Source organism: Achromobacter sp. MFA1 R4, from assembly GCF_900156745.1.
Classification (GTDB): Bacteria; Pseudomonadota; Gammaproteobacteria; order Burkholderiales; family Burkholderiaceae_B; genus Achromobacter.
Map to the genome: position 1 here is coordinate 1,665,488 of NZ_LT707065.1, position 23,179 is coordinate 1,688,666.

Annotated in this window: 23 protein-coding genes; 10 read left to right on the plus strand and 13 right to left on the minus strand. The window is 67.9% G+C overall.

The genetic code is table 11. From position 1 onward, the window contains the following. Positions 1 to 22: 22 nt before the first annotated feature. Positions 23 to 1,471 (minus strand): DUF3300 domain-containing protein, encoded by a 1,449-nt coding sequence (locus BXA00_RS07535; RefSeq protein ID WP_076517596.1) that lies wholly within the window; start codon positions 1,469 to 1,471, stop codon positions 23 to 25. 242 nt (positions 1,472 to 1,713) lie between these two features. Here BXA00_RS07535 and BXA00_RS07540 point away from each other — a divergent pair, with 242 nt between their 5' ends. After that, on the plus strand, positions 1,714 to 2,151 hold the full coding sequence (locus BXA00_RS07540) for a universal stress protein (protein ID WP_076517598.1): 438 nt from the start codon (positions 1,714 to 1,716) through the stop codon (positions 2,149 to 2,151). 57 nt (positions 2,152 to 2,208) lie between these two features. Here the strand turns inward: BXA00_RS07540 and BXA00_RS07545 are convergent, their stop codons facing one another. The 4 genes from BXA00_RS07545 to BXA00_RS07560 all read right to left on the minus strand — a co-directional run bounded on the left by BXA00_RS07545 (position 2,209) and on the right by BXA00_RS07560 (position 6,892). Continuing rightward, entirely contained in the window at positions 2,209 to 3,216 is a 1,008-nt protein-coding gene (locus BXA00_RS07545; protein WP_076517600.1) for a 2Fe-2S iron-sulfur cluster-binding protein, read from the minus strand. 11 nt (positions 3,217 to 3,227) lie between these two features. Further along, positions 3,228 to 3,707 (minus strand): heme-binding protein, encoded by a 480-nt coding sequence (locus tag BXA00_RS07550; protein ID WP_008164769.1) that lies wholly within the window; start codon positions 3,705 to 3,707, stop codon positions 3,228 to 3,230. 28 nt (positions 3,708 to 3,735) lie between these two features. Beyond that, positions 3,736 to 5,196 carry an aldehyde dehydrogenase family protein gene (locus BXA00_RS07555; protein WP_076517602.1) on the minus strand — a complete coding sequence of 487 codons (1,461 nt, stop codon included), beginning with the start codon at positions 5,194 to 5,196 and terminating at the stop codon, positions 3,736 to 3,738. Between the two features lie 166 nt (positions 5,197 to 5,362). Then, positions 5,363 to 6,892 carry a hypothetical protein gene (locus BXA00_RS07560; RefSeq protein ID WP_076517604.1) on the minus strand — a complete coding sequence of 510 codons (1,530 nt, stop codon included), beginning with the start codon at positions 6,890 to 6,892 and terminating at the stop codon, positions 5,363 to 5,365. A gap of 231 nt (positions 6,893 to 7,123) precedes the next feature. On the opposite strand from BXA00_RS07560, the gene BXA00_RS07565 reads away from it, so the two are divergent. Together BXA00_RS07565 and BXA00_RS07570 are read left to right on the plus strand one after the other, a co-directional pair. Further along, positions 7,124 to 7,867, plus strand: a complete 744-nt coding sequence (locus BXA00_RS07565) for a sulfite exporter TauE/SafE family protein (protein ID WP_076517606.1) — start codon at positions 7,124 to 7,126, stop codon at positions 7,865 to 7,867. Between the two features lie 159 nt (positions 7,868 to 8,026). Beyond that, positions 8,027 to 8,749, plus strand: coding sequence for a GntR family transcriptional regulator (locus tag BXA00_RS07570; protein WP_076517608.1), 723 nt, complete (start codon positions 8,027 to 8,029; stop codon positions 8,747 to 8,749). Positions 8,750 to 8,860: 111 nt separating this feature from the next. Here BXA00_RS07570 and BXA00_RS07575 read toward each other — a convergent pair whose 3' ends face one another. The 4 genes from BXA00_RS07575 to BXA00_RS07590 form a co-directional block, all read right to left on the minus strand. Next, complete coding sequence (locus BXA00_RS07575) at positions 8,861 to 9,205, minus strand: 2Fe-2S iron-sulfur cluster-binding protein (RefSeq protein WP_076517610.1); 345 nt, start codon at positions 9,203 to 9,205, stop codon at positions 8,861 to 8,863. A 4-nt stretch (positions 9,206 to 9,209) separates the two neighbouring features. Further along, entirely contained in the window at positions 9,210 to 9,536 is a 327-nt protein-coding gene (locus BXA00_RS07580) for a ferredoxin (RefSeq protein ID WP_076517612.1), read from the minus strand. 5 nt (positions 9,537 to 9,541) lie between these two features. Further along, positions 9,542 to 9,841: a 2Fe-2S iron-sulfur cluster-binding protein gene (locus BXA00_RS07585; RefSeq protein WP_076517614.1), complete on the minus strand. Its 300-nt coding sequence runs from the start codon at positions 9,839 to 9,841 to the stop codon at positions 9,542 to 9,544. A 65-nt stretch (positions 9,842 to 9,906) separates the two neighbouring features. After that, positions 9,907 to 10,638 (minus strand): TenA family transcriptional regulator, encoded by a 732-nt coding sequence (locus BXA00_RS07590; protein ID WP_056319353.1) that lies wholly within the window; start codon positions 10,636 to 10,638, stop codon positions 9,907 to 9,909. 245 nt (positions 10,639 to 10,883) lie between these two features. Between BXA00_RS07590 and BXA00_RS07595 the strand changes: the two genes are divergently transcribed. Then, positions 10,884 to 11,099 (plus strand): hypothetical protein, encoded by a 216-nt coding sequence (locus BXA00_RS07595; RefSeq protein ID WP_076517616.1) that lies wholly within the window; start codon positions 10,884 to 10,886, stop codon positions 11,097 to 11,099. A 54-nt stretch (positions 11,100 to 11,153) separates the two neighbouring features. Here the strand turns inward: BXA00_RS07595 and BXA00_RS07600 are convergent, their stop codons facing one another. Continuing rightward, positions 11,154 to 11,585 carry a DUF2809 domain-containing protein gene (locus tag BXA00_RS07600; protein WP_076517618.1) on the minus strand — a complete coding sequence of 144 codons (432 nt, stop codon included), beginning with the start codon at positions 11,583 to 11,585 and terminating at the stop codon, positions 11,154 to 11,156. Between the two features lie 288 nt (positions 11,586 to 11,873). On the opposite strand from BXA00_RS07600, the gene BXA00_RS07605 reads away from it, so the two are divergent. The 3 genes from BXA00_RS07605 (at position 11,874) to BXA00_RS07615 (ending at position 17,395) form a co-directional block, all read left to right on the plus strand. Next, the gene (locus BXA00_RS07605) at positions 11,874 to 14,015 is read left to right on the plus strand and encodes a site-specific recombinase (RefSeq protein WP_076517620.1); all 2,142 of its coding nucleotides are present in this window, start codon (positions 11,874 to 11,876) and stop codon (positions 14,013 to 14,015) included. Between the two features lie 131 nt (positions 14,016 to 14,146). After that, positions 14,147 to 15,556: an MFS transporter gene (locus BXA00_RS07610; RefSeq protein WP_076517622.1), complete on the plus strand. Its 1,410-nt coding sequence runs from the start codon at positions 14,147 to 14,149 to the stop codon at positions 15,554 to 15,556. Between the two features lie 216 nt (positions 15,557 to 15,772). Then, positions 15,773 to 17,395, plus strand: a complete 1,623-nt coding sequence (locus tag BXA00_RS07615; RefSeq protein WP_076517625.1) for a methyl-accepting chemotaxis protein — start codon at positions 15,773 to 15,775, stop codon at positions 17,393 to 17,395. A gap of 76 nt (positions 17,396 to 17,471) precedes the next feature. On the opposite strand, the gene BXA00_RS07620 is transcribed toward BXA00_RS07615, so the two are convergent. After that, positions 17,472 to 18,074 carry a HutD family protein gene (locus tag BXA00_RS07620; RefSeq protein ID WP_076517627.1) on the minus strand — a complete coding sequence of 201 codons (603 nt, stop codon included), beginning with the start codon at positions 18,072 to 18,074 and terminating at the stop codon, positions 17,472 to 17,474. A 123-nt stretch (positions 18,075 to 18,197) separates the two neighbouring features. On the opposite strand from BXA00_RS07620, the gene BXA00_RS07625 reads away from it, so the two are divergent. Then, positions 18,198 to 18,488 (plus strand): metal/formaldehyde-sensitive transcriptional repressor, encoded by a 291-nt coding sequence (locus BXA00_RS07625; protein WP_076517629.1) that lies wholly within the window; start codon positions 18,198 to 18,200, stop codon positions 18,486 to 18,488. A gap of 18 nt (positions 18,489 to 18,506) precedes the next feature. Next, positions 18,507 to 19,616, plus strand: a complete 1,110-nt coding sequence (locus BXA00_RS07630) for an S-(hydroxymethyl)glutathione dehydrogenase/class III alcohol dehydrogenase (RefSeq protein ID WP_076517632.1) — start codon at positions 18,507 to 18,509, stop codon at positions 19,614 to 19,616. On the opposite strand, the gene BXA00_RS07635 is transcribed toward BXA00_RS07630, so the two are convergent. Continuing rightward, positions 19,555 to 20,730 (minus strand): glycosyltransferase, encoded by a 1,176-nt coding sequence (locus BXA00_RS07635; protein ID WP_076517634.1) that lies wholly within the window; start codon positions 20,728 to 20,730, stop codon positions 19,555 to 19,557. The two genes, BXA00_RS07630 and BXA00_RS07635, sit on opposite strands and share 62 nt — an antisense overlap. After that, positions 20,727 to 21,725, minus strand: coding sequence for a hypothetical protein (locus tag BXA00_RS07640; RefSeq protein WP_076517636.1), 999 nt, complete (start codon positions 21,723 to 21,725; stop codon positions 20,727 to 20,729). Before BXA00_RS07640 ends, BXA00_RS07635 begins: the two co-directional genes overlap by 4 nt. A gap of 339 nt (positions 21,726 to 22,064) precedes the next feature. On the opposite strand from BXA00_RS07640, the gene BXA00_RS07645 reads away from it, so the two are divergent. Continuing rightward, the gene (locus tag BXA00_RS07645) at positions 22,065 to 23,174 is read left to right on the plus strand and encodes a YcjF family protein (protein WP_076517639.1); all 1,110 of its coding nucleotides are present in this window, start codon (positions 22,065 to 22,067) and stop codon (positions 23,172 to 23,174) included. The last annotated feature ends 5 nt before the right edge of the window (positions 23,175 to 23,179 follow it).

Here is a 23,179-nt window from a genome sequence, read left to right on the forward strand (position 1 = left end):
GGAACTCCGCTGTTCATGGTGCTTATCTCCGGCCGCCGCCACCCCGGCCGCCGCCACCGCCGCCGCGGCTCGGCGCACCGCCTCCGCGATGCGGCGCGCTGGCGCCGGTGCTGCGGTGGGGGGCTGCGCCCCGGCTCACGTCACTGCGCTGGTTCTGCTGCCGCATGCGGTTGCCGTCGCCCGCGCCGCTCAGGGCGTTGCTGGTGTTGGTGGCGCGCGCCCGGTCGCGCGCGGCGGCCTCGTCGGCGCGCTGGCGCTGCGCCGCGGCCTGGCGGTCGTGTGTCGATACGCTGGAGGCGCGGTCCGGCTGGCGGTCCTGCGTCGAAACGCCGGAAGACCGGTTCTGCTGCCGGTCCTGCGTGGACACGCTAGCGCCGCGGTCACGGGCGCCCTGGCCGCCCTGCGGGCCTTGGCCTTGCGCGCGCCCCGCCGCCCCGTCGCCCCGGCTGCCCTGCTGCCCGCGGGCGCCTGCGTTGCCGGAGTGCCCGGCGATCGGCTGCCCGGTGCGCCCTTCGAAAGACTGCGCGGCGCGCTCGCGCGCCGCATCGCGCGAACCCGCCGCGGCGGCGCCTTGCCCCGCCTGCGCGCGGTTCTGCAAGCCGGCCTGCCGCTGGCTGTCGAACCGCTGGCGGCTGGCCTGGTCGGCATACGGCGCATTGCCGCGATTGGCGGCGTTGTGCTGCCACGTGGACCGGTTGTTGTTGACGTTGGTGCGGTCCAGGCGATTGTTGACGTTGATGTTGTTGTAGCGGTCCACGTCGATGTCGATGTCGCCGCGTCCCCAATCGGCGTCGCCCCACATCGAATTGATCGCCGCGACCCCCAACCCGAACCCGATGCCGGCGACCAGCGACGTCGCGAACATCGACCCCGGCGGCGGCGGATAGTAATAAGGGGGATACGAGGGATACGCCCAGGTGCCGTAGACCACCGTGGGGTTGTAGCTGGGCACGTAGACCACCTGCGGATCGGCCGGCTCGATCACCACGACGGTCTTCTCGTTCTGGGTGGTGGTCTTGACGGTCTGCTCGGGCGTGGATTTCAGGTTGCCAGCCTTCTGGGCCTGCGTACGCAGCCGCTGGACGGAATCCATGACGGCGTCCGGCTGCGCGAGAAAGGCATCGCCGACGGACTTCACCCAGGCCGGTTCGCGTCCCATCATGTCCATGACCGACGGGAAGGCAACGAGCGACTTGACGCTGGGATCCCAGGTTTCGGACTCGACCGCCCTGACGGCGTCGTCGCCGGACTGCGAGCTGTGCGCGGCCGACCATTTGGCGGCCGCCGCGATGTCGTCCGGATAGGTGGACCCCATGAGGATCTGCGACAGCAGCGCATCCGGGTACAGCGCCACGGGCGCCATCAGCTGGTCCAGCTGCGCATTGCTCAGCTTGGTCTGCGCCAAGGCGGGAAAACAGACGGACAGCCCCAGGCAGATCAGGCCGATGAACCACGTTTGCACTCGCCGCATTTCCGTTCTCCGCAAGCAAAGCATCAGCCACAAGCCAGGAGGGAACCGCCGGATCTCGCGAAATCAATATATGCCTAACCCCGCCGGTTTGGAAGGGCTGGCGCAGTGCGCCTTGCCTGCGCCTTTCGGACTACGCCCTCGCAGCGGACGGGACCGCCGCAGGCAGACTGGATTGCGCCCACAGCCGGGCCTATACTGGATTCGCCGTTGCTGGACAGTCCTTTTCCTAAAGGAGAGGCAACATGTACAGGCACTTGCTCATCGCCGTGGACGGTTCGCTGCTGTCGGAATCGGCATTCAAGCGCGCGCTCGTTTTCGCCAAGGAAATGGGCGCCACCCTCACCCTGCTGCGGGCCATCCCGGAAGACCATCTGCTGGTGTATCAAGCCGAGATGCTGGGCTCCACCGAAGGGCATTACACCGACCAGGCCCGCAAGAACGCGCAGGCGTATCTGGAAGGGCTGGAGGCCGAGGCGCGGCACGCGCTCGTGCCCTGCGAGGCCATCGTCACGGTCAACGACCACCCGCACGAGGCCATTGTCGATACGGCGCAAAAGCTGGGATGCGACCTGATCGTGATGGGCTCGCACGGACGCCACGGCATGACCGGATTCCTGTTGGGCAGCGAAACACAGCGCGTGCTGGCCCGCACGCGGTTGCCGGTGCTGGTATACCGCTAGGGACGCGGGGCGCGCTGCAAGCGCCAGGTCCGCGATGTCCGTGGCAGGCGGGCCGGCTCAGGCCGCCGCCAGTTCGTGCTGGAAGGTGAAGCTGTCCGCATACATGTGGTCCAGGCTGGCGCCGCGCTCGGCCAGCAGTTGCTTGGCCTGCCGGATCATGTCGGGCGCGCCGCACAGGTAGAAGGCATGCTCGGACAGGTCCTGGTGATCTTCCAGAACGGCGTGCTGCACGTAGCCGCGCCGTCCCGTCCACTCCTGGCCCGCGCGCGACAGCACCGGCACGAAATTGAATTCATACAGGCGGTCGGCCCAGCGCGCGATCTCGTCGCGCAGGTACAGATCGGCTTCGGTGCGCATGCCCCAATACAGGGTGACGGGCGGGCAGTCCTCGTTGTCCAGCAGGGATTCGAGGATGGCCTTGATCGGCGCGATGCCGGTGCCGGTGGCCATCATGATGAGCGGGCGCCAATCTTCCTCGTGATAGCTGAAAACGCCCAGCGGCGCTTCGATTTCCACCGGCGCGCCCGTGCCCGCCTGTCCCAGCCACTGGTCCGTGCAGCGCCCGCCCGGAATGCGCCGGATGTGGAAGTCGATCAGGTTGCCGGCGGGCGCCGAGGCCATGGAGAAGCTGCGCGTCGCGCCGTCCGGGAGCACGACGTTCATGTACTGGCCCGGCACGTAGTCCAGGCCTTCGCCGGGCAGGGCCAGCGTCAGATGGATGACGTCGTCGCAATAGGGCTGGATGCGATGGATCGTCGCGGGGATGCGGCGCGGCTCGGGGAACGCCTGCCGGCTGCTGGCGACGCTGATGCACAGATCGCCCGTCGGGCGAGCCTGGCACGCCAGCGCGTAGCCCTGTTCGGCCTCTTCGGGGGTGAGCGCCATGGGGAACTCGTCGTAGCGCACGGCGCCGGACGCGAGCTTGATGCGGCAGGTGCCGCAGCCGCCGAAGGTGCATTCGTGCGGCAGCTTCACCGCCGACCGCTGCGCGCCTTCCAGCACGGATTCGCCCGCTTCGACCTCGAAGGCCTCTTCGGTTTCCAGGATGTGCACGCGGTATGCCATGGCGCCCTCGCTTATTTCTTGATGTCCGCTTCGACCAGCACCTTCATGCCGCGCGGTTCCAGCAATTCGGCCAGCGCGGCCAGCGCCGCCAGGCCGGCTTTGGTGTCCTGCTCGCCGTTGCCGCCGCTCAGGCCCACGCCGCCGATCACCTCGCCGTTCACGACGATGGGAAAGCCGCCCACGAACACGGCGAACTTGCCGTCAAAGCTCCACTGGATGCCGAAGGCTTCGTTGCCGGGCAGCGCCGGGCCGTTGGGCGGGGTGTTGAACAGGTGCGTCGAACGCTTGTGCCCCGCCGCGGTGAAGGCCTTGTTCCAGGCGATCTGCGGGCCCGTGATGCGCGCGCCGTCCATGCGTTCGAGTGCGATCGGATAGCCGCCGTCGTCCACGATGCAGATCGATTCCAGCACGCCGATTTCCTGCGACTTGGCGATGGCGGCGCGCACCATGACGCGCGCTTCTTCGAGTTCCAGGCGATAGATCTGTTTCATTGCAAAGCCTCTGGTGGTGGGTTGGCCGTCAGCCGGCGCGGTAGACGGTCTTGATCTGCGTATAGAACTCCAGGCCCACGCGGCCCGATTCGCGGAACGTGGACGTGCTGGAGTGTTTCAGGCCGCCGAACGGCGCATTGATGAGGTTGCCGGTGGTGGTGCGGTTGATCTTGACGGTGCCGGCCTGGATGTCCCGGGCGAAGCGGTGCGCATACCGCGCGTCGGTGGTGGCGATGGCGGCCGACAGCCCGTATTCCGTGTCATTGGCCTGCGCGATGGCGTCTTCATAGCCGTCGACCTCGATCAAGGCGATGACCGGGCCGAAGATTTCTTCGCGCGCGATCCGCATTTTCTGGGTCACGCCGGCAAACAGCGCTGGCGTGACGTAATAGCCGCGGTCAAAGCCCGGCCCCGTCAGGCGGTCTCCCCCGTGCAGGTGCGTGGCCTCCTGCTTGCCCAGTTCGATGTAGCCCAGCACATTGTCGAGCTGCCGGGCAGTCGCCAGGGGACCCAGGTCGAAGTTGCCGTCCAGGCCGTTGCCGATGGTCAGCGTGCGGATTCTGGCCAGCAGCTTGTCCGTGTAGGCCTGGCTGACCTTGCGGTCGACCAGCACGCGGCTGGTGCCGGTGCAGGCCTGGCCGCTGAGCGAAAAGCCACCCTTGACCGCCAGGTCCACCGCGCGGTCCAGGTCGGCGTCGGCCAGCACGATCAGCGGATTCTTGCCGCCCAGTTCCATCTGGGTGCGGGTGGTCAGGCCCGCCGTCCGGTGGATCTGCTCGCCGGCCGCGGTGGAGCCGGTGAACGAAATGGCGCGCACCTGGCTGGCGGCGGTGATGGCCTGGCCCACGGCGCCGGCGGGGCCGGTCACGAAGTTCAGCACGCCCGGGGGCAGGCCGGCCTGCACGAAGGCTTCCGTCAGACGGTAGCCCGACAGCGGCGCGTCCGACGACGGCTTGAACACCACCGTGTTGCCCGTGATCAGTGCCGGCGCGATCTTGCGCGCGGGGATGGAGATGGGGAAGTTCCACGGGGAGATCACCGTCACCACGCCGAGCGGCTCGCGCTGGCTGTAGACGATCATGTCCGGGTCGTCGTTGGCGAAGGTTTCGCCCGTGAAGGACTGGCCCTCGACGGCGTAGAAGCGGATCGTCTGGGCGGACCGCAGGACTTCGTCCTTGGCGAGGTTCAGGCCTTTGCCCTCTTCGCGGGTCAGTTCGCGCGCGATGGCGTCGGCCTGGTCTTCCAGGTGCTGGGCCGCGCGGAACAGGATGGCGGCCCGCTTGGAGATCGGCATGTCGCGCCACGCGGCGAAGGCTGCGTCGGCCGCCCGGACCGCCTGCGCCGCGTCCTCGGCGTCCGACACCTGAAACAGTCCGACCACGTCGCGGGTGTCGGCCGGGTTGAGGTTCGGGGCGGTTTTTCCCGTGCCGCTGGGCATCCAGTTGCCGCCGATGTAGTTCATGAACACGTGCTGCGAGAGATCTTCCACGGGAGCGCTTCCTTGGTCGGGGCCGGCGTGGCCGGGGTGAGGCGTCTGAGCCAGGTTCAGAACATTGTATACTTTAATCACTTTGCGACGATCGGTGGAAACCCCACCCGCGCATCCAGCGAAAAGGCTCCCTGCCGGGAGCCTTACGCCTGGGAGGCCGGCGCCATCAACTCCAGATGAGCACCGCGCAGATGGTCGACACGGACAGGGCCAGCAGTACGGGCAGCAGGAGGGCGCGGACCAGGGACAACACGTTCACCCGCGCAAAACCCGCCACCGCGATCAGCGAGGACCAGGCGATCAGCGTGCCGCCTCCCGTCCACACGGCGCCCATCTGGCCGACCGCCGCCAGCGTGGCGGGGTCCACGCCCACCACCGGGCCGAGGGCGCCGGACAGCGTTCCGGTCAGCGGCAGGCCGGCAAAGCCCGACCCGTCGATGCCGGTGATCATGCCGACGAGCAGCACGCCGAACGCGACCAGGAAGTGGTTTTCGGGGATCAGGTGCTGCGCGGCCGAGATCACCTCGAACAGCAGCCCGGGCGCCTGCGCCGCCGGCACGCCCAGAATCTGCGCGGCCGTCTCGTTCGCGCCCACGAAGAAGAAGCCGGCGATCGGCAGCACGGAGCCCATGGCCTTGAAGGCGAAGACGAAGCCGTCCGTGACGTGTTCCGGACAGACGTCCAGCATCTTGCGCGGGCCTTCGGCCGCCAGCGTCACCAGCATCATCACCACGAAGGCGACGCCGCCCACGAGCGCTGCCGCGTCGCCGCCGCGCAACGCGGGCAGGGACGGGAACAGCCGGGGCAGCACCATCACGCCGATCACCGCCAGAAAGGCCAGCGGCGTCACCACCGCGAAAACCTTGGACCAGCGGATGCGGCGCGCTTCCTCGCCCAGCGCCGGGCCGTCGGGCAGCGCGGGGTCCGCGCCCATGGTGCCGCGGGCGAGTTCCGCCTTGTCGAAGGAACCGGCTTGTTCGATCCGGGCCAGGCTGCCATCCTGGGCGCGCGCCTGCCAGGCCGACAGCAGCGCGGCATCGGCGGGAACGATCTGGCGGCGCACCAGCAGGTAGGCCGCCGTCAGCGCGATGGCGCCGGTGATCAGGGACAACACCAGCGCGCGGTCGGCCACCACCGCCGCGCTGACCGCCGCGCCGGCCGCCTTGGCGCTGATGCTGGGCGCCACGCCGATCACGTAGTCCGAGGACAGGGCCATGCCCTGGCCGGCGATCGCGATGGCCATGGCGCCGGCCAGCGGCGGCAGTCCGGCCGCGATGGCGGCCGGCAGCAGGATGGCGGACACCAGCGGCACCGCGGGGGTCGGCCAGAAGAACAGCGAGATCACATACGTACAGAGGGCGATGATCAGAAAGGACGAATGCCCGCCGCGCATGATGCGGCGAAAGGGCTGGACCATGCGCACGTCCGCCTGCAGCGTCTTGAGCGAATTGAGCAGGGCCGTCATGAAAGTGATGACCAGGAAGATGTTGAACAGCTCCTTGGCCGCGACGAAGCTGGCGGAAAAAATGCCGATCAGCGCGCTGATCGGATTGCCCGTGATCGCCAGCACGACCAGGAACGTCCCGATGACGGATGGCACCACCACATTGGCCCGCAGGATCATCGTCAGGATGATGGCGGCGACGCTGATCAGGTACATCCAATGAGCGGCATTGAGCACGACGTCGGATTGCATGCGCTATTCCCCTTGTATATGGGTGGCTGTTGGGTCGCCACCATCGGTATACTATATTTCGTTTGCAGGCATACCAACCGAAATATGCATCGCCTAGGGAAAGCGATAGGGCCAGAAATGGCCTGAATAACGGCTTAAAAACAGGGGTTTACCCTGATTTGTCGGGAATTTGCGGGCGCAGCGTGATTTCATGGATAGACTATCGTATACATAATTGACTTGTGACGCGGCATGCTGTCTACGCTGGCTTTTCCCGACCTGTGGCATTACGCCGCCATGGCGGCCGTGGTGTTCGGCGCCGCGGTGGCGCAAGGCGTGGGCGGCGTGGGCTTTGCCATGTTTGCCGCGCCCGTGGCGGCCATGTTCTTCCCCCAGCTCGCGCCCGGCCCGCTCCTGACCCTGGGCGGCTTCATTTCCCTGCTGACCGCGCTGCGCGAGCGGGCCGCCATCGACTGGCCGGCCGTCTCGTACGCCCTGGCCGGGCGCGCCGTGGGGACGCTGATCGCCATCTATGCCATGGCGCGTTTCGCGCCGCAGGCGTTAGGCGTGCTGTTCGCCTGCATGATCCTGATCGCGGTGGCGCTGAGCGTGGCCGGACTGCGGTTTTCCGCCACGCCCGGACGCGTGTCGGGCGCGGGCGTGGCCTCCGGGATCATGGGCACGATGACCTCGGTGGGCGCGCCGCCCATTGCGATCGTGCTGCAGCATGCGGCCCCGGCGCGCCTGCGCGCCACGCTGGGCATGGTGCTGTTCCTGGGTTCGATCTTTTCGCTTGCGATGCTGGCGCTGGCCAAGCGCTACACCGGTTACCACGCCGGACTGGCGCTCAGCCTGGCGCCTTTCCTGCTGGCCGGTTTCGCGGTCTCCAGCCGGCTGCGCACCCTGCTGCCGCCCCGCGCCGTGCGCGGCGTGCTGCTCACGGCCTGCGCCATGGGCGCGGTGGGGGTGCTGGTGAAAGCCTTCTGGATGCAGTGAAGCCTGGATGCCTGACCTGATGCCTGACTGTTTGCCTGATCCGATGCCTGACCTGATGCCTGAACATCTGCCTCGCCTCTTGCCCGCCGCCGCCCGCGACGACCGGCTACACCCGGTAATACAATGGCGACTGTATCCATTACGCCAAATCTGCTCGCCATGACAACTTCTCCCGTCAGCACGCAAGCCGTAGAGACGCAGCACTCCGCCTCGCTGAAGATCGGCGAGCAGCATCCGCAGCTGTTTGCCGTCATCCGCGACAAGCTGCGCGAGCGCATCCTCAGCGGCGAATTCACGCCCGGCGACCGCCTGGTGGAAGGCCGCTTATCCGAGGAGATGGGCGTCTCGCGCATTCCTGTGCGCGAGGCGTTGCGTGCGCTGGCCGCCGAGGGCCTGGTCACGATCGAGCCGCGCCGTGGCGCTTCCGTGTCGGTGCTTTCCGACGCGGTTGCCTATGACATGGTGGAGGTTCGCGCCACGCTGGAAGGGCTGAACGCCAAGCTGGCGGCGCAGCGCCGCGACGAAAAGACCGTGGAACGCCTGCAGGCCTTCCTGCGCGAGGGCACGGAAGCGGCGCGCGACGAGCAACTGGACAAGTTCCTGGCGCTCAATTCGCAGTTCCACGAAATGCTGGCCACGATCGGCGGCAATGTGGTGCTGACCGACCTGATGCGTTCGCTACGCGACCGCACCGCCCTGCTGTTCGCGCCCAGCAACATGCGGCGCGCCAAGCAGAATTGGGACGAACATTCCCAGATCCTGAACGCCGTCATTGCCGGCAACGGCGATCTGGCGGCGCTGCTGGCCAGCCAGCACGTGCATAACGCCGCCAAGGCCTACACAGAGGCGCAGCAGCCGCCGCAACAGGCGTCGGTGGCCTGAGGCCGCACCGGCGGATCGGCCGGCCGCCAGTTGCGCCGGCCGCCGGATGCGCCGGCCGCCGGATGCGCCGGCCGCCGGATACGCCAACCGCTGGTTGTGCGCCGGCCGCCGTCAGGTCGCGGCGGCTTCCACCGGGCCGGGCGCGGCGCCGACCACGATGCCCTTGCCGTTCTGCACCACCCACGACACTTTGACGTCGCCATTGACGAAGGTCTGGCAGGCCATGCGGTAGCCGGCCTCGAAATCCTCCGGCCGCAGGTGCTTGCGCTCCTTGGGCTTGATGGCGTCGGTGTTTTCCAGCCCTTCTTCGATCCGGCACTTGCACGTGCCGCACAGGCCGCCCCCGCATTTGAACGGGATGCCGCCCTTTTCCTTGAGCGATACCCGGAGCAGGTTGCTGTTCTCCGGCGCGGTGGCGACCTTGCCGCCATTGGAGATGAACGTGATCTGGACCATGGTTTCAGTGCTCCGTGGCGACGGTGTTGGACCGCAGCGTCAGCGTCGATTCCATGCTGCCAAAACGCGTCAGGTGCGCCAGTTCCTTGCGGGCGGCGTCCACCGACGCAAACTTCTCCAGGAACTTGGACGGCACGTGATTGACCACGTAAGGCGGCGTCTCCTCGGTGACGACCAGCTTGATGTCGCGGTGCAGGCAGGCAATGCTGAAAACCGCGAGCGCGCGCCCGTAGAACACGTAGTCGTAGGTTTCGATGATGTCCGCCCCGTCGCCCGCCTCGGTGCGAAACACGCCGGGCTTGGAGGTCAGGATCACATAGGTCGATGCCATGGCCGTCATGCCTCCACGTCCTGGACCAGTTCGATGTCGCGATTGAGCCATAGCTGGCATGCCAGCCGGTAGCCCTGGTCGATGCGGTCGCCCAACTGCTTTTTTTCCTTCCAGTTCACCGGCGGCAGATGCTCGGCCCCGGCGATGATCCGGCAGGCGCACTTGGCGCATTTGCCCATGCCGCATTCGTAGCGCAGATGCGGAAACGGAAACTGCTTGATGCCGGCCCGCACCACCAGGTTGGTGTTGTCCTTCACCACATCGGTGTAGGTCTGGCCGCCTTTATGAAACACAACGGTAGGCATGAGGTCTTCATCCAGGGTCTGCGATGCGGCGGCCGCCCGGCACGGGCCGGACGGCGTGGCGGAAATCAGGCGGCAAGGCCCAGTTCGGGCAGCTTGATTTCGTCCTGCACGTAGTCGGTGTAGAGGGCCGTGGTGTACAGCAGCCGCATCTGCGCGCCGATCTCGCAGATCTTCAGGCAGCGCTGCTGCAGGTCGACCGTGTTGGCGTGTTCCAGCACGATCTGATAGCCGCGTTCGCCGTGGATCTCGTCGGAGACGATGTGCAGATCGAAGAACTCCACTTCCTCGTCGGTGAAGCCGTACTTCTCGCGCAGGGTCGGCGTCTGTTTGCGGTAGATGGACGGCACCTGCGACTCCAGGCCCACCACCAGGCCGGCCACCGCGACGATCGGGTCCTCGCGCATGGCCACGGCGTAACACCAGCTCTGCAGCGCGCGCGTGGTGGGCGACATGTTGTCCGGATTGGTGACCCGTTCACGGGTGGTCCCGCAGGCTTCGGCAAAGCGGATCAGCAGGTCGGTGTGGCGGTCGCCCCCGATCTCCTCTTCGTACATGTTGGCCAGCAGGAAGTCCTTGGCCTCGGTGTAGGTGTCCGGCGTGCGGGCGTACAGGTAGCCCAGGTAATCGGCGAAGGGGCCGACGTAGTGATAGTGGTTCTCGGCCCAGCGCGACAGGTGCTCGCGGCTGAGCTTGCCTTCGGCCCATGCAATCGAAAAGGGCGACGCGTTGGCGCTCTTGCCCTTGATCGCGTTTTCCAACGCGGTGCGGAATTCATCTCGGTTCATCAGTTCTGCCATGGCGCGCTCCAGGTCCGGTGGGAAGAAATTCCAGGCCTGTGGCAGCCCGGGATTGATGAACATTGTATACCGTCTACTGTTTTGATCTGCTAGGGCTATCCCGGAGTGAAACTGCCCAAAGAGGGACGCACCAGCAATATCAGGCACTTGGCGCGGTTACCGGGAGCGGGGCGCAACGGGGCGGCTGGACCGTGCCGCGGCAAGGACGTACAATGAATACACTTTCACTGCAATACGGACATACCATGAATACCCGCCATCCCCTCGGCGACGCCCCGATCGGCCAGCAGCTTCTCGTCCACTACGCCCGCCGCGACGCCGTGCGGCACGCGACGCCCCTGTTTCCGTCGTCCTGGGCCGAATTGCTGGCGCCGTTCCGCAATGCCCGCCTGCGGCCGCTGCGCGCAGCCGCACCCGCCGGTCGCGCGCAACGCGACGACACGGTCTGCCAGGCGGGTTGATCCGGAGCGGACGCCCGGGCACGGAGCCGGGCGGAGCGGGTCGGGCGGGGCTTGCTAGCGCCTTGCGCGCAGGCTGACCTGCAGCCGCGCGTCCCGCTGCGCCGCGCTGCGTTGGCGGCGCGCATTGCCGCCGGCCAGCAGCAGCACGACGGCAAATCCCACGGTGTACGCCAGCACGTCCCACCAGTCCGGCACGCTGCCGAACACGACGCGCAATATCGGCTGTTCGATCGTCCAGCCGGACTGACGGGCAACGTACTGGCCCAATTCCACCGCATAGCCCGACAACAGCGCCGCGACCGCCAGCGGCAGCACGCCCGCGCGGATGAAACTGCGATACAGCAGGTAGGCCCAGCCCACGGCGACGGCGTCGCCCACGAAACCGCGCAGGAAGGGATAGGGCGCGCCGACGGTGGCGATCAGGGCCAGCACCGCGGTGACGGCCAGCAGGGCGGCGAATGCGCGCCCATTGAAATTCAGGGTCATTTGAATCAGCAAACGTAAATGGTGCAACAGGGCCCCGTTCGGCGCCGCGCGGCGCCGGGCCGGCCACGGCGGCCGCAGCCGCGCGCAAACGTGCGGACGGCCGTGCAGCCCGCGCCCCCGGCCCGTAACAAGGCCAGCGCGCAGGTTACCGGAAAAGCGCCGGCCGCCTCCAACGCCGCAAGGCTTGGGCGTACCATTGAGCGGCCCGGACCACGCTCAATATGGGCGAAGCGCTGGGCTTTTCATTGCGCCGCAATCCCGAATCACGATGAAACGCGAGGCCCGACCATGTTTACCTCACTCTGGCGCAACTGGCGGGCCTCGCGGCGGGCGGGGCTGCAGCTCGACCTGATCCTGGCCAATGCCGACCCGCAGGCTCCGCTGGCGGACCGCAACCTCTGGCTGGCGGACGTCTTTGGCTGGCTGAACCGGTCCGGCCAACGTCCGCCCCGTCAGGACGAGAACAAGGACGAGAACAAGGACGTGGACCAGGGCGGGGACGGCGACGATCCCCGCCACGCGCGCCTGCGCTACCTGCTGCAGGTGCTGGAAAACAACCCCGAGGTCGCGGGCCGCGCCGCAGCCACGCTGCGCTCGGTGCTTGCCGACAACGATGCCACCGCGCTGCTGTGCGACACCGGCGTCGCGTCGCGTCCCGGTTTCTGGGGCGAGTTCTGGCGCCGTGTGGTGGCCTGGATGCTGCCGCCGCCCCCGAACCGCGGCGACATGGCGGGCCTGTTCACGCGCGTCTTTCGCCGACCGGACTACGCGGCGTGGATGGAATCGCTGGACGACGCGACGCTGGCGCGCATCCGCGCGTTGATGCGCCGGGACGGCGGCGACGCATCGAGCAACGCATCGAACGACGCATCATCCGCCCCATCTTCCGCTCCATCACCCGACGCCCTCTCCCTGCGCCTCGAACAGACCCTGATCCGCAGCATGCAGGTGCTGGTCAGCCAGGTGCGCGCGGTCGGGCTGGGCCAGGATATCCGCTCGCGCCTGCCGGGGCCCGTCGACGAGACGCCCTTCTTCACGCTGGAGGCCGCGGCCTCGGCGCTATTTGACAGCCCTCCGGACACGCCGCGCGACGTCCTGGGTCAGCGGCTGAATGTGTTCCGCGCCTTGCTGGACGACTGCCGGGCCGCCGGAGACGCCGTGTACGAAGAGCTCAAGCGCAACGGCGTGGCGGTGGACGTGGTCTACCAGATCGAGAGCATGAAGCTGCGCGTGGCGCGCATCGAGCTGCTGCTGGGCGTGTGGATCGACCCCACGCAGCGCCACCGGTACGTGCACCTGATCGCCGAACTGATCCGGTCCACCCAGGCGCGCGGCAGCATCCGCCACCTGGCGGCCTCCTCGTTCGCCCACCTGGCCCGCCGCGTGATGGACCGCAGCGCGGAAACCGGCGAACACTACATCGCCCGCGACTCGCTGGAATACCTGGACATGCTGAAGGCGTCGCTGGGCGGCGGCTTCATCGTGGCGTTCACCGTCTACCTGAAGTTCTTCATCGTCTCGCTGCATCTGGACAAGTTCCTCGAAGGGCTGCTGAACGCGCTGAACTACGCGGGCAGCTTTCTCGTGATCCAGTTCGCGCATTTCACGCTGGCCACCAAGCAGCCGGCCATGACGGGCCCGGCGCTCGCCCGCCGGCTCGACGCCGCCTACACCCCGGACGGCCGCGAGGCCTTCGTGGACGACACGCTGGCGATGCTGCGCTCGAACGCCGCGGCGATCCTGGGCAACCTGGCCGTGGTGCTGCCGCTGGCCTGGGCGATCCAGTGGACGGCCATGCGCGTGGCGGGGCATCCCCTGATCGACGCCGACAAGGCGCAGGACACGCTGCATTCGCTGTCGTTCTGGGGGCCCACGCCGCTCTATGCGGCCCTGACGGGCGCGCTGATCTGGCTGTCCAGCCTGATCGCCGGCTGGGCCGACAACTGGTTCGCGCTGCATCGCGTGCATGACGTGATGGCCTACGGCCGCCGCGCGCGCCGGCTGCTGGGCGAGCGCGGGGCCGTGCGCTGGGCGGGCTTCTGGGAGCGCAACGTCTCGCAGATCGCGGCCAACGTGTCGCTGGGCCTGATGCTGGGCCTGCTGCCGGCCCTGGTGGACGCCCTGGGATCGACCCTGGAAGTGCGGCATGTGTCGCTGAGCGCCGGCCAGATCGCCGCCGCGGTGGCCACGCTGGGCTGGGATCTCGTGCATACGCAGGTGTTCTGGCTGGCGGTGGCGGGCACCGCGGCGACGGGCGCGCTGAACGTGATCGTGAGCTTCGCGCTCGCCTTCAATGTGGCGCTCGCCTCGCGCGACATGCGCCGCGACGACCGCGTCTCGCTGACAGCCGGCGTGCGCCGCCGCATCCTGCGGCGCCCGGCGTCGCTGTTCTGGCCGGTCAAGCCGCGGCCCGCGCCCGCGCAGTCCTAGCGCGGGGCCGGGGGGCCGCGTTCCTGCCGCCCCGCCGCGGCCGGCGCCGGGGCGAAATCCGTAGCCGCATTAGAATCAGTCCCTACGATTCCGGACTTTCCGTCCGGACGCCCTCGCAGCGCAGCCCATTCATGCTCTCGTTCTCCCGCAGCACCGTCTATCCGGCCGGGGTCGGCCTGCCCGCCGCCGAACGGCTGGGCGCCCTGGTGGCTGTCATGCTGGCGGTCTGCATGGCCAGCCTGGACACGGCCATCGCCAACACCGCGCTGCCGACCATCGCGCGGGACCTGCAGGCCAGCGAGGCCGGCTCCATCTGGGTCATCAGCGGCTATCAGCTCGCGATGGTGGCCGGACTGCTGCCCGCGGCGGCGCTGGGTGAAATCCTGGGGCACCGGCGGGTCTACATCGTCGGGCTGGCGGTCTTCACCCTGTCTTCGCTGGCCAGCGGCCTGGCGCCGTCGCTGCCCATGCTGGTGGCCACGCGCATCCTGCAGGGGCTGGGCGCGGCGGGCGTGATGAGCGTGAACGGCGCGCTCCTGCGTTTCATCTATCCCTCGCACATGCTGGGCCGGGGCCTGGGGCTCAATGCCATGGTGGTGGGCCTGTCCTTCGCCGGCGGACCGACCGTGGCGTCGGCCATCCTGCTGCTGGGGTCCTGGCACTGGCTGTTCCTGGTCAATTTCCCCATCGGCATCCTGGCCGCGATCCTGGCCCTGCGGGGCCTGCCCGACACCACGCGGGCGCGGCACGGCTTTGACGGCATGGCCGCGCTGCTGTGCGCCATGACGCTGGGACTGCTGGTGCTGGCGACGAACGAACTCGCGCACGGCGCGCCGTGGCCGCGCGTGGCGCTGGAAGGCGGCGTGGCGGCGGTCAGCCTGTGGCTGCTGATGCGGCGCCAGGCCGGCCATCCCGCGCCCATCCTGGCGGTGGACCTGCTGCGCCGCCCGCTCTTCGCGCTGTCGGCGGCGACCGCGGTGTGCGCCTTCGCCGCCCAGGCCCTGGCGTTTATTTCGCTGCCATTCCTGTTCCAGTCCGTGCTGGGCTACACCCAGGTCGAAACGGGCTTCCTCATCACGCCCTGGCCGGTGGTGGTGGCCTTCATGGCGCCGATCGCGGGCCGCCTGTCGGACACGTATCCGGCCGGCATGCTGGGCGGGGTGGGCCTGGCCCTGCTGGCCCTGGGCATGGCGCTGCTGGCGCTGCTGCCCGCCGATCCGTCGATATTGGATATTTCGTGGCGCATGGCGATCTGCGGCGCCGGTTTCGGCTTTTTCCAGTCGCCCAATCTGCGCGCCATCATGACGTCCGCGCCGGCGTCGCGGGCCGGCGGCGCGAGCGGCATGATCGGTACGGTGCGCCTGCTGGGGCAGGCGAGCGGCGCGGCCCTGGTCGCCGCCTGCTTCAACGTGTCGACCACGCATGGCGCCGTCGCCGCGTTGTGGCTGGGCGGCCTGTGCGCCGGCCTCGCGTGTATCGCCAGCTTTGCGCGCCTGCGTTTCGACGCGAGCGAACCGGTGCAGACGCCGGCCTCGCGCTGAGTCGGCAATGTGCAGCCGGCAACGCGGCGCCGGCAGGTTCTTGAAATAGGAACTGACCCCGTATTGACGCCGGTATCCGCAACATTATTGCCGTTCATATCGAAATATTCGAAACGTCCTTCGACATATTCGTAAGATGTGCAACATCGGCTAAATAAAGGGTCCGGCGGGGCCGTTGTCCATGGTGCAGGCTTGCTGCATTTTGGGACGACGCGTATGACACAGCTTTTGAAAGACATCACGATCCGCCGCATGATCCTGGGGACCCTGCTCCTGATCAGCGCCTTCATCGCCGGCCTGTCGGCCATCAGCGTCCACGGTTTGCGCAGCGCCGGCGAAGCGCTTGCCACCGGCAACGAACTCCTGCACGAAGTCTCCACGCTGTCCCGGGTCAATGACCAGGTCATGCGCGCCCGGCTGCGGCTGGCGCGCCAGCTTGAATACGCGGCCGAAGGCCAGAAAGACAAGGCCGCCGAAGAGGGGCGCAGCATCGACGCCGCGCTGACCGAGGCCAAGAAGCATCAGACGCGGTTCATCGAACTGGCCCGCCGCGAGGCGCCGCCCGCGCTGCTGGACGCCATGCGGTCCGGCTTCGACGCGCTGGCGGACGGGATCGCCGTGCAACGCCAGCATCTGGCCGACGGCGCGATCGACAAGGCGCGCGCCCATGCGGCGGGCCCCGTGGTCACCGCCAGCCGCAGCTTCGGCAAGAGCATGGAACAGTACGAAGCGTATGCCCAGGCGCGCGAGTTGCAGTTGTGGACGGACGCCGAGGCCAACCGCCGCCAGGCCTATATCGGCGTGGGCGTCGTGCTGGGCATCTGTCTGCTGCTGCTGGCGCTGGGAGACCGCTACGTCGTGATGTTCGTGAAACGTCCGCTGGACGGGCTGAAGGACCACTTCCAGCGCATCGCCAGCGGCGACCTGACCGCGCCCATCGCGCCGTTCGGCAAGAACTGCGTGGGGCAGATCATCCCCTACCTGCAGGAAATGCAGGCCAGCCTGGTGCGCACCGTGCATGCGGTGCGCGACGGCGTGATCGAGATCAACACGGGTTCCAGCGAAATCGCGGCCGGCAACCAGGACCTGTCCAGCCGCACCGAACAACAGGCTGCCGCGCTGGAAGAAACCGCCGCCAGCATGGAACAGTTGCTGTCCACGGTGACCAGCAACGCCGACAACGCGCGCTTGGCCAATGAGATGGCGGCCACCGCGTCCGAGGTGGTGCAGCGCGGCGGCGAAGCCGTGCAGGCGGCGGTCAGCACGATGCGCGAAATCGCGCAGGACTCCAACCGCATCGAAGACATCGTCGGCGTCATCGACGGCATTGCGTTCCAGACCAACATCCTGGCCCTGAACGCGGCGGTGGAAGCCGCGCGCGCGGGCGAGGAAGGCAAGGGATTCGCGGTGGTGGCCGCCGAGGTCCGGTCGCTCGCGCAGCGCAGCGCCGGCGCCGCCAAGGAGATCAAGCAATTGCTCGAAGCCTCCGGCGCCACGGTGCAGGCCGGTTCCGCGCAGGTAGAGGCGGCGGGCCTGACGATGTCGGAAATCCTGGAGACCATCGATCGGCTGACGCTGCTGGTCAACGGCATCGCCACCGCGTCGAACGAGCAGGTGACCGGCATCGACCAGGTCAACACCGCCGTCACCCAGATGGACCAGGTCACGCAGCAGAACGCCGCGCTGGTCGAGGAAGCCGCCGCCGCGGCGTCTTCGCTGGCGTCGCAGGCGCAGCGGCTGCAGGCCGCCGTCAGCGCCTTCCGCCTGCCCCCGCGGGATCCGGCCAAGGCCCAGGCCCCGGCCCAGGTGCGCGGGCGGCCCACGCTGCTGACCGCCTGACGGGCCAACCCCGGCCCTAACATCGGCGCGGAGCGGGGTCCGGGCCTGTTTCCGCCCTCGGCGGCATCCCCCGCGTTCAGGCCGTGCGCGGCAGCAGCTCGATCACGCAGGCATCAATGCCGTCCGCCGCGCTCAGGCAATAGCGGGCCAGGCCGTCCTGTCCTTCGATGTGCAGGCAATCATAGCGAGCGGGCAGCAGATGCTGCGTCCCGTCCCGCTCCAGCGACAGGGCGCCGCCGGCCGTCAGCACCAGCACGCTGCGCGCGCTGCTGTGAAATACCCAGGGCGCCGCGCCGCGCACCCATTGCAGGCGGGCGTGGAGCCGGTCAGGCGCATAGATCAGATTGAAATCGCGGATCGGGCCGTCGAGCAGGCGGCACGACACGGCCGCGTCGCCCGAGAACGCGTAGGCCTCGCGCGGCCCAAGGGGACGCTGCGTCCGGCCGTCCACGGTGAGTTCCATGCCGCGGCCTTCCAGCACGCTGATGATGCGCTGGTAGCCGTCGAAAGCGGAAAAGCCGCCGTCCTGCGCGACGTCGGCCAGCGACAGCCGCCAGTCGAACGACGCGGTATGGCCGCCCGGGTTGCAGGCGATCTCCTGGGTGGTGCCGCCGCCGTTGCGCCAGGGCATGCGCGGATAGTCCGCGGCCCGGTACAGCCGCACATCGGATGGGTTCATGGCCACGAGTAAATCCTTCAGGGTGGCCGAATTATAGGTCTGGGAGACCCGCGCCGCCCCCGCGCCTGGACGGCCGCGATTCAAGCTCGTATACTCCCCCCCTGTATCGAACCGGAGCCTGCCGTGCCGCACTCCCCGCAAGAAAAGAAACGCGTTGTCACGCGCCTGCGCCGCATCCAGGGGCAGGCGTTAGCATTGGAACGCGCGGTGAACGAAGGCACGGAATGCGGCGCGCTGCTGCAGCAGCTGGCTGCGCTGCGCGGCGCCACCAACGGCCTGATGGCCGAGGTGCTGGAAAGCCACCTGCGGGAAACCTTCCTGCAGTCCGCCCAGGGCAATCCGCCGGCCCCCAGGCCCGAGACCGAATCGCAGATCGATGAGCTCATGCGAATCGTCCGTTCCTATCTGAAATAACCCATCTGGAGCATCGCTATGAAATCACGCGCAGCCGTCGCATTCGGCCCCGGCAAGCCGCTGGAAATCGTTGAAATCGACGTCGCGCCCCCGCAGCGCGGCGAGGTGCTGGTGCAGATCACGCACACCGGCGTCTGCCATACGGACGCCTTCACGCTGAGCGGCGACGACCCCGAGGGCCTGTTCCCGGCCGTGCTGGGCCACGAAGGCGCCGGCGTGGTGGTCGAAGTGGGCGAAGGCGTGACCTCGCTCAAGCCGGGCGACCACGTCATTCCGCTCTACACGGCCGAATGCCGCGAGTGCAAATTCTGCCTGTCGGGCAAGACCAACCTGTGCCAGAAAGTGCGCGCCACGCAGGGCAAGGGCGTCATGCCGGACGGCACGTCGCGCTTCAGCTACGAAGGCAAGCCGCTCTACCACTACATGGGCTGCTCCACGTTCAGCGAATACACCGTGGTCAACGAGATCTCGCTGGCCAAGATCAATCCGGCCGCCCCGCACGAGAAAGTCTGCCTGCTGGGCTGCGGCGTGACCACCGGCATTGGCGCGGTGCACAACACGGCCAAGGTCAAGGAAGGCGACACGGTCGCCGTGTTCGGCCTGGGCGGCATCGGCCTGGCGGTCATCCAGGGCGCGGTGCAGGCCAAGGCCGGCCGCATCATCGCCGTCGACACCAACCCGAACAAGTTCGTGCTGGCCAGCGCCATGGGCGCGACCGACTGCATCAATCCCAAGGACTACGACAAGCCCATCCAGGAAGTCATTGTCGAACTGACGGACGGCGGCGTGGACTTCTCGTTCGAGTGCATCGGCAATGTGCACGTGATGCGCGCCGCGCTGGAATGCTGCCACAAGGGCTGGGGCGAGAGCATCATCATCGGCGTGGCCGGCGCGGGCCAGGAGATCAGCACGCGCCCGTTCCAGCTGGTGACGGGCCGCGTGTGGCGCGGTTCAGCGTTTGGCGGCGTCAAGGGCCGCACGCAGCTGCCGGACATGGTGGAAGACGCAATGAGCGGCAAGATCGATCTCGATCCCTTCGTCACGCACACCCTGCCCCTGGACCGTATCAACGAAGCCTTCGATCTGATGCATGAAGGTAAGTCGATCCGGACGGTGATCCACTACTGACGTAGGCGTTCTCGCGGTAGACGCGCTCGGTATTGCCGACGAAGGTCGCCAGCGAGAACTCCTTGAGCGCCGTGCTGCGGGCGTCCACGCCCATGGCCTGCAGCACGCTGCGGTTCCGCAGGATCTCCGACACCGTCCGGGCCACCGTCTCCGGGGATCCGGGCGGCACGATCCAGCCGTTGCGGCCCTCGGTGACGTTCTCCGTCAGGCCGCCCACGCTCGTCACGATGACGGGCTTGCCCGCGGCCATCATCTCGCGGCAGGCGAACGAAATCGTCTCCAGGCGGGACGACAGCACAAAGCCCACGTCCAGCGCCGCCAGCACCGGCTCCACATTGTCGAGCAGCCCGGTAAAGACCACCTGGTCCTGCATGCCTAGCGCGGCGACTTGCCGCAGCATCTCGTCACCCGGCATCTCGCCGGCGATCAGCAGGGCGATCTGGTCGCGCTGCGCCTGGGGCAGCCGCGACACGGCGTCCACCATGTCGATCCAGCTCTTGTAGTCCGCCGTGCCGGCATTGCTGCCGATCACCAGCCGGTCGCGCAATGCGGGCGGCAGGAAGCGGGCGCGCGCCTGCGCGGACTGGGTGCGGCAGGCGGGACGGTATTTCTCGGTGTCGACGCCGTTGTGGACGACGCGCAGGTCTTCGTCGCGGAACACCGACTGCTTCATGCGCCGGAACGTGTGGCTGCACACGCAGATGACGCGGTTGGTGCCCCACTTGGCGCGCAGCCGCGCGCCCAGGCTGACGGCGTTGCGGTCGTTGTGCTGCGTGTACACGATAAAGGGGCGCCGCGCGCCCATGCCCATCGTCGCCAGCATGCACAGCCGGTGATCGGCCGACCCGTTGACGTGGATGACGTCGAACTGCTCCTTGCGCAGCAGCGCGCGCAGGCGGCGCAGCGCGCTCAGTTGTTCGAGCACGTTGCCCTTGAATTCCAGGTCGATGGTGCGCAGGCCGGGCACGGTCCGCGCTTCGGCCAGCAGGCGGCTCTTGCGCGGCGCGCCCACCGTGACCTGCGACTTCTGGCACAGGATGCGCGCCAGCGACATCACGTAGGTCGTGTGACCGCCGCCATCGCCCTGGTGGAAATTCGTGTAGAGGATCTTCATTGTTCAGGACTCGTCAGCGGTTGTGCGGCCGGCGCCAGCAGGCAGCTCCAGTGACGCTTTTCAAAGATGTCGTCGCCCAGCCGGCTCAGCACCGACAGGTTGTAGACCTTGATTCCCCGCGCGCGCAGCAGTTGGCTGGCCTGCCGGAACGCGGGTTCGATATGTCCGGCGTACTGCCGGTCCAAAGCGGTGGGCAATTGCGCGCCGGCGCTTTCGTAAAAGCGCGGACCCGCCGTGGCCGTCAGGTCCAGCCCGTGCAGGTAGACCGTCCTGGCGCCCAGCCAGGCCAGGAACTGCAGCGACGTGTAGGCGACCGTTCCACCGCCGAACAGGCCGCGCGCCGCATCCAGGCTGAATCCGTGCGCATGCATCGGGTGGTGCGCGTCGAACAGCACCAGGTCGGGATCGGCGCCCAACTGCGCCGCCAGCTCCTCGGGCCTGGCGCGCCGCTGCTGGGCGCGCTGGTGCACTTCCTCGAACAACGCGATGCGGCAGCGCACCGTGCGGTTGTCGAACAGCAACGCGATCCAGCGGTACACCTCTGGCGTCACGAACAGCACCAGGTCCTGGGCCAGCACCTGGGCCACCAAATCCCGCCGCCGCTTGACGAACCCCGCATCCAGCATCGCGTAATAGTCAAAGCGCAGCGCGGGATGCCGCGCGCGCAGGGCGATAGAGCCGTTGACGCCCATGACCGTGCTCATGCGGCACTGGTCGTAATCGATCTGCGCCACGGAAGGGCCGCTCAGGATCAGGTGCGCGTCGCCGCCAATGCCGCGCGGCAGGCGATCCAGCGGGACCGTCGCCGGCCCGCGCACGCCATGCAGGTCGCAGCCGGACAGCCGGCCCTGGCCATCGCGGCGGACCGTCACGAACGGCCACAGCGTTTCGTTGTGCCGATCCGCCCTGGGCCGCGTGTAGCGATACAGGTAGCGCAGGCCCTTGGTCAACGGGCGCGAGCGCAGCAAGCGGGGGACGAGCGCAAGACGGGGCATGAGGGGTTGCGCGTGTACCGCGGCGTAGCCTGACAACGGCCTGATTCTACGCAGCGCCTCCTGGCAAAAGCGCGAGTGGATTATGTGAGATGTAACCCTTTGAAGAACCCACTTATCTGCCCCCAAATTTCCCTCGCACAAGCCGCCGTCGCCCTGGGCTTTCACCATATGGAAAACGCTGCCGCCGCCCCGCGAAGCCGCGCGATCCTATCGGCGCCGCGTGTCATTCTCATGGCGTCGGCCGGATGATGGGGTCCGTCACCCCCCGATTACGTTTTGCGCCAAAGAAGTCCTCGTCTGATATCGTTCCGGCATCCCCGTCCGCTTCCCACCTGTCCAATGAGCGCAATCCGCCCCGACCACCCCGACCTGCAAGACGCCATCGCCGACGCCATCAGCACGGCCACGCGCGGCGCGGGCCGGGTGAACATCCTGGTCGCCGGCAAGACGGGCGTGGGCAAGAGCACGCTCATCAACGCCGTGTTCCGCGGCGAGCTTGCCCGCACGGGCGCGGGCAAGCCCGTCACCCAGACCACCCAGGAATTCACCCGCCCGGGCCATCCGCTCACCATCATCGACACGCGGGGCCTGGAAGTCGGCGACTACGAGCGCTCGCGCGCCCAGCTTGCCGACCTGATCCAGGAACGCTCGGCCTCGGACGACCAGGACCGGCACCTGCATGTCGCCTGGCTTTGCATCCAGGACAGCAGCCACCGCGTCGAAGACGCCGAGATCGAACTGTGCGACATGCTGGACAAAGCCGGCATTCCGGTCGTCGCGGTGCTGACCAAGGCGCGCAAGAACAGTCCTTTTCTTGACGAGGCCCGCAGGCTGTTGCCGCGCGCCCGGCACGTCGTGGCCGTGCGCGCGCTGCCCGAATGGATCGACGAACTGGACGCCGAACTGCCACCCATGGGGCTGGACGGGCTGATCGAAGTGACGGCGCAGCATGTGCCCGAAGCGCAGCAGCGCGCGTATGCGAACGCGCTGTCCACCCGCAACAAGAAGGCCCTGGAAGTAAAAAAAAAGCGGGCTGAGATCGAGGTGAACGTCGCCGCGGGCCTGGCCGCCTCGGCCGCCGCCGCGCCCATCCCGTTCTCGGATGCCTTTGCGCTGGTGCCGATCCAGGTCGGCATGATCGCCAAGATCGGCATCACCTTCGGCATGGAACTGGACACGACTGCGATCACCACGCTGGTCACGTCCACGCTGGGCGCGTCGGCCGCCACCCTGATCGGCCGCTCGGTCGTCTCGGGCATGCTGAAGTTCATTCCGGGCGCGGGCAGCGCCATTGGCGGCACGATCGCGGCCACCACGGCGGGCGCCATCACCAAGCTGCTGGGCAACGCCTACATCGCCGTGCTGTACGACTTCTGCCTGAAGCATCCGGGCAAGGACATCGACATTCCCACGATCGCGCAGGCGCTCAAGGCGCGCGTCAGGTTCTGAAGTGT